This window comes from Ruegeria sp. AB10 (assembly GCF_056542745.1).
In genome coordinates this window covers 1-7,159 of sequence record NZ_JBQGAI010000021.1, presented here as the reverse complement: position 1 = coordinate 7,159, position 7,159 = coordinate 1, and the positions used below count along the sequence as shown (strand labels likewise).

The window sequence follows — 7,159 nt, the reverse complement described above, 5'->3', positions numbered from 1 at the left end:
CCGCCCGCGTGACCATTGACGACCATCAGCAACTGGTGACCGAGAACCAGTCGGTCTACATCCCGCTGGGCGCGGTGCACCGGATGGAGAACCCCGGCAAGGTCCCGATGGTCCTGATCGAAGTGCAGACCGGCGCCTATCTCGGCGAGGACGACATCGTCCGCTACGAAGACGTCTACGCCCGCGGCCAAGGCGCAAAGGGCTGAGGACGGTGAAAGTCGCAATCGTTCACTATTGGCTTGTCGGTATGCGCGGTGGTGAAAAGGTGCTTGAGGCGTTTCTGGATTTGTACCCGGACGCCGTGATCATCACCCATGTCTACGACCCCGACAAGGTCAGCGAAAAGGTTCGGCAGCACGAGGTCCGGGAGACGTTCATCGGGCGTTTGCCGGGGGCCAGAAAACACTATCAGAAATACCTTCCGTTCATGCCGCTGGCGCTTGAGCTTGTGGACATGCAGGAGTTCGATCTGATCCTCTCAAGTGAATCCGGTCCTGCGAAAGGCATCATCCCACGCCCCGACGCGACCCATATCAGCTATTGCCATTCCCCGATGCGGTATATTTGGGATCACTACCATGTCTATCGCGCTCAGGCTGGACGTCTCGCGCGTCTTGCCATGCCGTTCATGGCCCACAAACTGCGCATATGGGATGTTTCAACGGCGGCTCGTGTCGACAGGTTTGTTGCCAATTCATCCTTTATCCGCCAGCGCATCAACAAGTATTACCGGCGCGATGCAGAAGTTATTTTTCCTCCGGTCGAAACCGGGGATTTTCAGACATCTGATCAGGTCGGGGATCACTATCTTCTGGCCGGGGAAATGGTGTCCTACAAGCGGGCAGACCTGGCCATCGATGCGTTCAACCGCTCGGGCCGCAAGCTTGTTGTCGTAGGGGATGGCGAGATGAAAGAGGCGCTTGAACGGAAGTCGGGCGCAAACATCTCGTTTCTGGGGCGGGTGCCCTTCGCGGAACTGAAAAAGCAGTTTGCCAGCTGCCGGGCGCTGATTTTCCCCGGTGAAGAGGATTTCGGAATTGTCCCGGTCGAAGTCATGGCCAGCGGGCGGCCTGTTATCGCTTATGGTCGTGGCGGCGCACTGGATACGGTGACCGAGGGAGTCAGCGGGCTGCTGTTTCATGAACAGAGCGTCGAAGCGCTGAATGCCGCAATCGACCGGTTCGAGAACGACCCGTCGCTGGTCGGCTCGCCGCAGGACATTCGCGCGCTTGCTCAAGGATTCGATACATCGGTTTTCAAGGAAAAGATCTCGCAGCTGATTGCCAGGACCGTGGCTGACGCCTAGCGCGTTGCCGGTGCGTCGTGCAACGCGCGCGCAGCTTGGAGGCCATTAACGGGTTTTTCCTAGGGTCCCGCTGACTGACTAATACAGCGAGATCTGATCCATGATGAACCCGTTCAAAACCCGGCTTCCAAGCCTGTCCGGTTCCACGCGTGACTGTGCATCGGTCGCCCCCTCTGATGCCACAAATCCTGAGGGCGCGGCGACCGGTCATTACGGCGATGCCGTGTCTGCAGCGGGCATCAATGCGAGGGTGTTGGCATGAAACTGACCTCGGACATTTCCATCACCTCGCAGCGATACCGCCGGATGTCGGCACCCGCTCTGTCGCTTGACTTCGGGCAGCAGGTCTATAAGCGGCACGGCCGTTCTGTCGGGTTGAGTTCCGTGCTGAGCTTTGCCCGAAACTCTCCGGCGGTTCAGGTGGCCGAAACCGGCGCGCTGGAAACCGTGGCTGAGGGTGTTCTGAGGCGCGAGCACGCCTTCGGCACCGGAGCGTTTCTGGGTGCACTGTTCGAACCCGCGGCGACGAACCTTCTGCTCCATTCACATGATTTTACCCGGCCTTACTGGGTCGGGTATGCGTCCAAGCCGAGCTTTGGCGGCGGACAACCCGCACCTGACGGAACCCTGACCGCGATGACCTGGAATTGCGCGGACACGACCGGAGGAGCCGGAGGCAAGCGTGGCGGGATTCTTGTGCCGGACAGCATCCCCGCCGGGGTCTCGACGGTCAGCGTCTGGTTGCGCACCAGTGTGCCTTTGACGATGCGCTTTGGACATTCGGACGGAACCTCTCAGCCTATTTCGGTTTCGACCCAATGGCAGCGGTTCACGTATACGGATACGCTTCCCAACAGCCAGAACCGCATTTTCATGCTGTACGAAGACGTGAATGAGGATATCGACGTCTACATCTGGGGCGCCCAGACGGAATATGGCAGCACGGCCACGTCAAACATCACCACCAATGGTGGCGCGCTTACGCGCGCAGCGGATCAACCCGGGCTTGTCGGGCTGACCGGAGTGCATGACGTGACCGTCACCTATGACAACGACAGCGTTGATACGTTTGCCCAGGAAGCCGTGAGTGATGGGTGGTGGCCAAATTTGTCGAGGCCAATGGTGAAAAAACTGGTGGTGAGCTGAGGGCCTTTCAGGTAAGCAAATCCAGGTATAGAAAAACCCTGTGGCGAGAAATGAAAGTCGGAATAACCTCTTTTTTTGTTTTGGCTTCTCCATTTCTTGCCATACGCCTATCTGATGGGTTTTCTGTTGGTCTTCTTGATCTGATGGCGCCAATTTTACTTCTGATAGTGATGCCCAGAATATCTCTATTGACAAAAAATTTGCTTGGAATCTTTTTTATGGTTTTGGCATTTTTGCTATCAATTTCATTCCTTGTTGTGAGCATGATAAGCGGCATATCTGTCAAGGATCTAGCTTTTGTTAGAATGATATTCATTTTGCTCCCAGCAGCGTTACTGATCACCCAGCCGATGAGTGAGGAGAAATTAATAAAGTTAGCCAAGCTCTTTTTTTGGGGTGGTGGAATTGCAATCATATTGGGAATACTTCTATACCATTTAGGCATTCAGATCAGAAGCGACCAGCAAGCTCTTTGGACCGGAGATGGCACAGGTCCGCAACTCAGGGCAGGGGGTGTTCTGGGGAACAGTTCTGACTTTGGGCATCTAACTGCTGTATGGGGAAGTGTTTGTGGTTTAACAATAATTTCATTTAGCCGGGATAAGCGGCGCTTTCTCGTTTCGGGGCTGATATTTGCGGTCGCATTTTATGCCACATGGATAGCGTCTTCCAGGGCGGCCACCTTGCATTTGCTTTTGGCGTATGGGGCCGCGCTCCCGTTTCTATTCAGTCGCGGAGTGTGGTCATTCATCGGGCTAGCAGCAGTTTTATGCGCCCTTATCGCTCCATTTTTTCTGTCTGAATTCAGCCTCATTCTTCCGCCAGACGTTGCATACAGACTGCAGCGATTGGATTTTCTCAATCTCTCTGGAAACAGTGTATTTCTTCAGACGGGTAGGTTTTTGAATTGGGTAATCCTATTGGAGATTTACCAAGAAAACTGGTTCACGGGTGTAGGTTACAAGAACATAAATGAGGTCTATGGGATTTGGGGCGATAATTTTTACCTGACGATCTTTGTTGAGTTTGGCCTCTTTGCCGGTATCGTCAATGTGGCCCTTTGGCTGTGGTTGATTTTTGTTTCATTGATTGCAGCGTTTAAAACCAAACACGGAATAGTTTTCTTTGCGTTAGTGATCTCTGAGGCGCTGCACGGATTTACAGTTGACACGGGAACTATTTGGTACTCGATGCCTATGGCTTGGTTGTTTATTTCTGCGTATTACCTTTTGCACTTGCAGCAGCAGCGCTCAGTATTGCTGCAGCCACAATTCTAGTTTTGAAATCACAAGCAACATTCTAATGTTTCATAGGTCCTTTCCGCCATGACGGAAGCGGAATACTGAGTTTCGGCGGTCTGGCGGGCCAGGTCAGAAATCCGGCCCAGGTCATTTGGCGTGAGTGTGCTCAGAATGCGGATGGCTTCGTCTTGGGTTTTGAACAGGTAACCAGTCTTGCCCGGCTCAATCACGTCAATGTTGCCGACAACCTCAGTGGCCAGAACGCACAAACCTTCGGACATGGCTTCGAGCACGGCCAATGGCATACCTTCCCAACGCGATGTCGACAAAAACACATGAGCATCGCGAAAATAGTCGCGCGGATTGGGGACGCCACCAACGATACTCACTCGCTCGTCCAGGTCGTTGTGTTCCACGCGGGTGCGGATTTCCCCGATACGGTCACCTGTGCCGATGACATCCAGACGAAAGTCGATTTTGCCGTCCAGCGCACTCGCGATATCGATCAGAAGTTCGGGATTTTTCTGATGATCATAGCGATTCACGGCAATTATTCGCAGCGTCCCGCCGTCCCAGGACGGGCGTGAGACCGAGTTTGGAATTTCTATTCCGTTCGGTATGGTGACGAGTTTGTCAGAAGCGATGAACCCGGCTTTTTCAATCAGCAAAGCCTCGCCTTGCGAAACACAAATGGCCTTTCTGGTCTTCCAGCCCAATGCCCGTTCCAGACTGAGGTAAAGCCATTTCTTCCGGGCAGGGTAGTCACCGACGTGCAACCCATGAAACGTGTGAACGACAGGACGTCCCGTAAGGAGTCCCAGGAGGCGTCCATAAAGCCCGGCCCCTTTTCCATGAGAGTGCAGAACGTCGATATTCATGCGTCTGACGAACGCTGCGACTTCGAAAAGCGACCGGAGCGAAAAGGATCTGTGTGGCAGTTCTACGATATTCTTCCGGCCGACCAACCCAAAGTACCGATCATGATAGGGCTTGTCCTTCGGGCAAGCGACAAATGCCTCTACCTTGTCCGGTTTGTGCTTTAAAAGCTGATACAGGTGTTCGGGGCCGCCACCGAGATCAGCGCGCACGGTTAGAAACAGGACCTTCATTTCTCAGCCTTTTTCCATGCCGCCAGATCCCGATCCAGAAGGCGCTCGAGCCGGTCAACGTCCGGGCGAAAGGCCTCGGTCATTTCGGCGCGCAGGTCCGGGTTCAGGTCCGCGCGAGGCCGTTTGACGTTCAGAAACCGTTTCAGGGTGGCGACCAGTTTGTTGTCATTGGCCAGCAGGGTTTTGCGCAGGGACGTGACCAGCGGTGCAATCGGTTTCGGCGGGGCCAGAAGGAAATGCGACAGCCGGGGAAACCGTTGTGCGTGGGCCGCGTTTCGCGGCGAGAAATCCGTCCGCCCGTCATCCTCAAGCCCGAGGAATGCAAGTATCTCAAGCCAGACAGCGCGCGGGTTGTCCCGGAAATCGTCAAACACGATAATCAGGCGCTGCTCTTCAGGAATGAGTGAGAAAAACGTCTCGATCTGGTCGGCGAAGGACGCGATGCGGCGATAGAGCAGACTGTCTGGGCGGCCGTCGCTTGCCGCATCCCATTCCGCTTCGCGCCGGGTCTGATCCGCCCAGGCTGTTGCGAAATCCTTTTGTTTTTCCAGCCCGGTATACAGCTGCTCCATGTGAAAGGCATGAGCGACATCGACAGGATTGCGCAATACGGCGATGAATTTTGCCTTGGGGGAATAGGCCCAGCAATCGCGGATCGCCTTTTCGGACCTCAGATACGATGTCGTCCCTTCGGCGATGACGCCATGTTTGGAGGGGTCCGCCGGTGCAAACAGTGCCTCGTATTCCTCAATGGTGGCGGCGCGCAGGGCATGTGGTTCGATACCCAGATCAGAGCACCAGAACAAGGGTTCCTTGGGCTTTGAGAAATACACATCCTCTCGCTCCGAGAGGTATTCGGCAATGGCGGTGGTGCCGCATTTCGGGGCGCCGATCAGAAACAGGTTGGGTTTGTTCATTTTGCTTTGCGCCAAAGTGAAAATATGGACGGATCAATTCCAAGGCGGCTTTTGACCGTGAAAAGCAACGCGATGTGAACGGCGGCCCGCAACCCGGCAGAACACACCGCAGCGCCCATCATGCCGAAATGCTGGGTTGCCGGAACAAGCGCGACCAGACATGCCAGATTGAACCAGATCAGACGTCTGAACAGCAGGTTTTCCAGCCCGGCCAGCTCCATGATGTTGGGAACGGGGCCACATAGAACGGCGATCAGAAAACCCAGCCCAAGAACCGTCAGCGCCGGAGCCGCGCTGGTGAAATCCGGGTTCATCAGCGCCAGGATATTTGCGCCAAAGAAAACGATGATGAGGAAACAAATCAGGGTCGCTGCGCTGACCAGCAGGACCGAATACCGGAGCGAGGCCTGCATGTCCTCGTACTGACCGTTGGCGTGGCCCTTGGCCACAAGCGGCGCAACAACCATGCCCGAAGCCAAGGTGAAAAGATCCAGAACCAGCGCAATGCGGAAGGCTGCAAAAAACGGCCCAACCGCATCGGGTGACATCATGACACCCAGAATGACCGGGGCCAGTACCGGTCCGCTGACCGTCTGGATCATGGACGTCCCCCAGAACGGCAGCCCGTTGCGCACGCGTCGGCGGCTTTCCGATACCAGATCACCGAAAGCGGGCCGGTCGCGCAGGGCGGGTTCGCTGAGCAACTGCGCAAAGATCAAGCCCAGCAGGGGCAGGCTCAACACCCACAAGGCGGGCGTGGTCGGGACCGTGAAGGATGCAATCAGTGCAATCACGCACATAGCGATCACCGACAGCCGCCACAAAATATCGCGCGGGATCAGAGCGAAGGCAATCGAACGATAGCCGCGGAAGAAGTGAACCGTGTTTTCCGCCAGGGCCAGCGTGACGGCCAGCCCTGCCATCGCAACAAATACCGTCAGATCAAGATCGATGGTGCCCACGGCTCTGGCGGGCAAAAGCAACAGTGAGAACAGCAAGGTTCCAAGGGCGACGATCAATGTGCCGGATTGCCCGATCAGGGCCAGTTTCGTGTCCTGCGCACTGTCCCGTGCAATTGCCGCGTCCTTCAGCGACATCATGCGCTGACCGAAGGATCCGGCGACAGCCAGCAGCGTTGCCAGCGAAAAGCAGAATCCGATGACCCCAAAGCTTTCGGTATCCGTGACCCAGGCCAGAGCGGCAAACATCGCCAGAGACAGCCCGGCGGCAGAACCTTTGATCAGCACGCCGACGCTGCCTCCGCCCACAAGGCGCATCAGCCTTTGGTTGCCGTGAATTCGTCTGAGCAATGTCATGTCGGTTCCGTGTTCCCCTTGGCCCGTCAAATCAATTGGCGGCGGCGTTTATGGGGGTTGTTATGAGGGATGGGGTGATTTGTGAGATTGTTCTGCCCCATTTTGTGACGGGGTTTTCTGCGAT

The 7,159-nt window shown here is 55.7% G+C and carries 7 protein-coding genes; 4 read left to right on the top strand and 3 right to left on the bottom strand.

What is annotated here, in order from left to right:
- The 4 genes from ACR0NT_RS19375 to ACR0NT_RS19360 form a co-directional block, all read left to right on the top strand.
- Positions 1–206: cupin domain-containing protein (locus ACR0NT_RS19375; protein ID WP_480443527.1), on the top strand; the 206-nt coding region annotated here is incomplete at its 5' end.
- 5 nt (positions 207–211) lie between these two features.
- Positions 212–1,306: a glycosyltransferase gene (locus ACR0NT_RS19370; protein WP_170675168.1), complete on the top strand. Its 1,095-nt coding sequence runs from the start codon at positions 212–214 to the stop codon at positions 1,304–1,306.
- A gap of 258 nt (positions 1,307–1,564) precedes the next feature.
- Positions 1,565–2,452, top strand: coding sequence for a phage head spike fiber domain-containing protein (locus ACR0NT_RS19365; protein ID WP_170675166.1), 888 nt, complete (start codon positions 1,565–1,567; stop codon positions 2,450–2,452).
- The gene (locus ACR0NT_RS19360) at positions 2,404–3,729 is read left to right on the top strand and encodes a hypothetical protein (protein WP_170675164.1); all 1,326 of its coding nucleotides are present in this window, start codon (positions 2,404–2,406) and stop codon (positions 3,727–3,729) included. The genes ACR0NT_RS19365 and ACR0NT_RS19360 overlap by 49 nt, the downstream gene beginning before the upstream one ends.
- Before the next feature lie 8 nt (positions 3,730–3,737).
- On the opposite strand, the gene ACR0NT_RS19355 is transcribed toward ACR0NT_RS19360, so the two are convergent.
- The 3 genes from ACR0NT_RS19355 to ACR0NT_RS19345 are packed head-to-tail and all read right to left on the bottom strand — an operon-like array spanning position 3,738 to position 7,035.
- Positions 3,738–4,802 carry a glycosyltransferase family 4 protein gene (locus ACR0NT_RS19355; protein ID WP_170675162.1) on the bottom strand — a complete coding sequence of 355 codons (1,065 nt, stop codon included), beginning with the start codon at positions 4,800–4,802 and terminating at the stop codon, positions 3,738–3,740.
- On the bottom strand, positions 4,799–5,719 hold the full coding sequence (locus ACR0NT_RS19350) for a sulfotransferase domain-containing protein (RefSeq protein WP_170675160.1): 921 nt from the start codon (positions 5,717–5,719) through the stop codon (positions 4,799–4,801). Before ACR0NT_RS19350 ends, ACR0NT_RS19355 begins: the two co-directional genes overlap by 4 nt.
- Positions 5,716–7,035, bottom strand: coding sequence for a lipopolysaccharide biosynthesis protein (locus tag ACR0NT_RS19345; protein WP_170447516.1), 1,320 nt, complete (start codon positions 7,033–7,035; stop codon positions 5,716–5,718). The genes ACR0NT_RS19350 and ACR0NT_RS19345 overlap by 4 nt, the downstream gene beginning before the upstream one ends.
- Positions 7,036–7,159 lie beyond the last annotated feature (124 nt).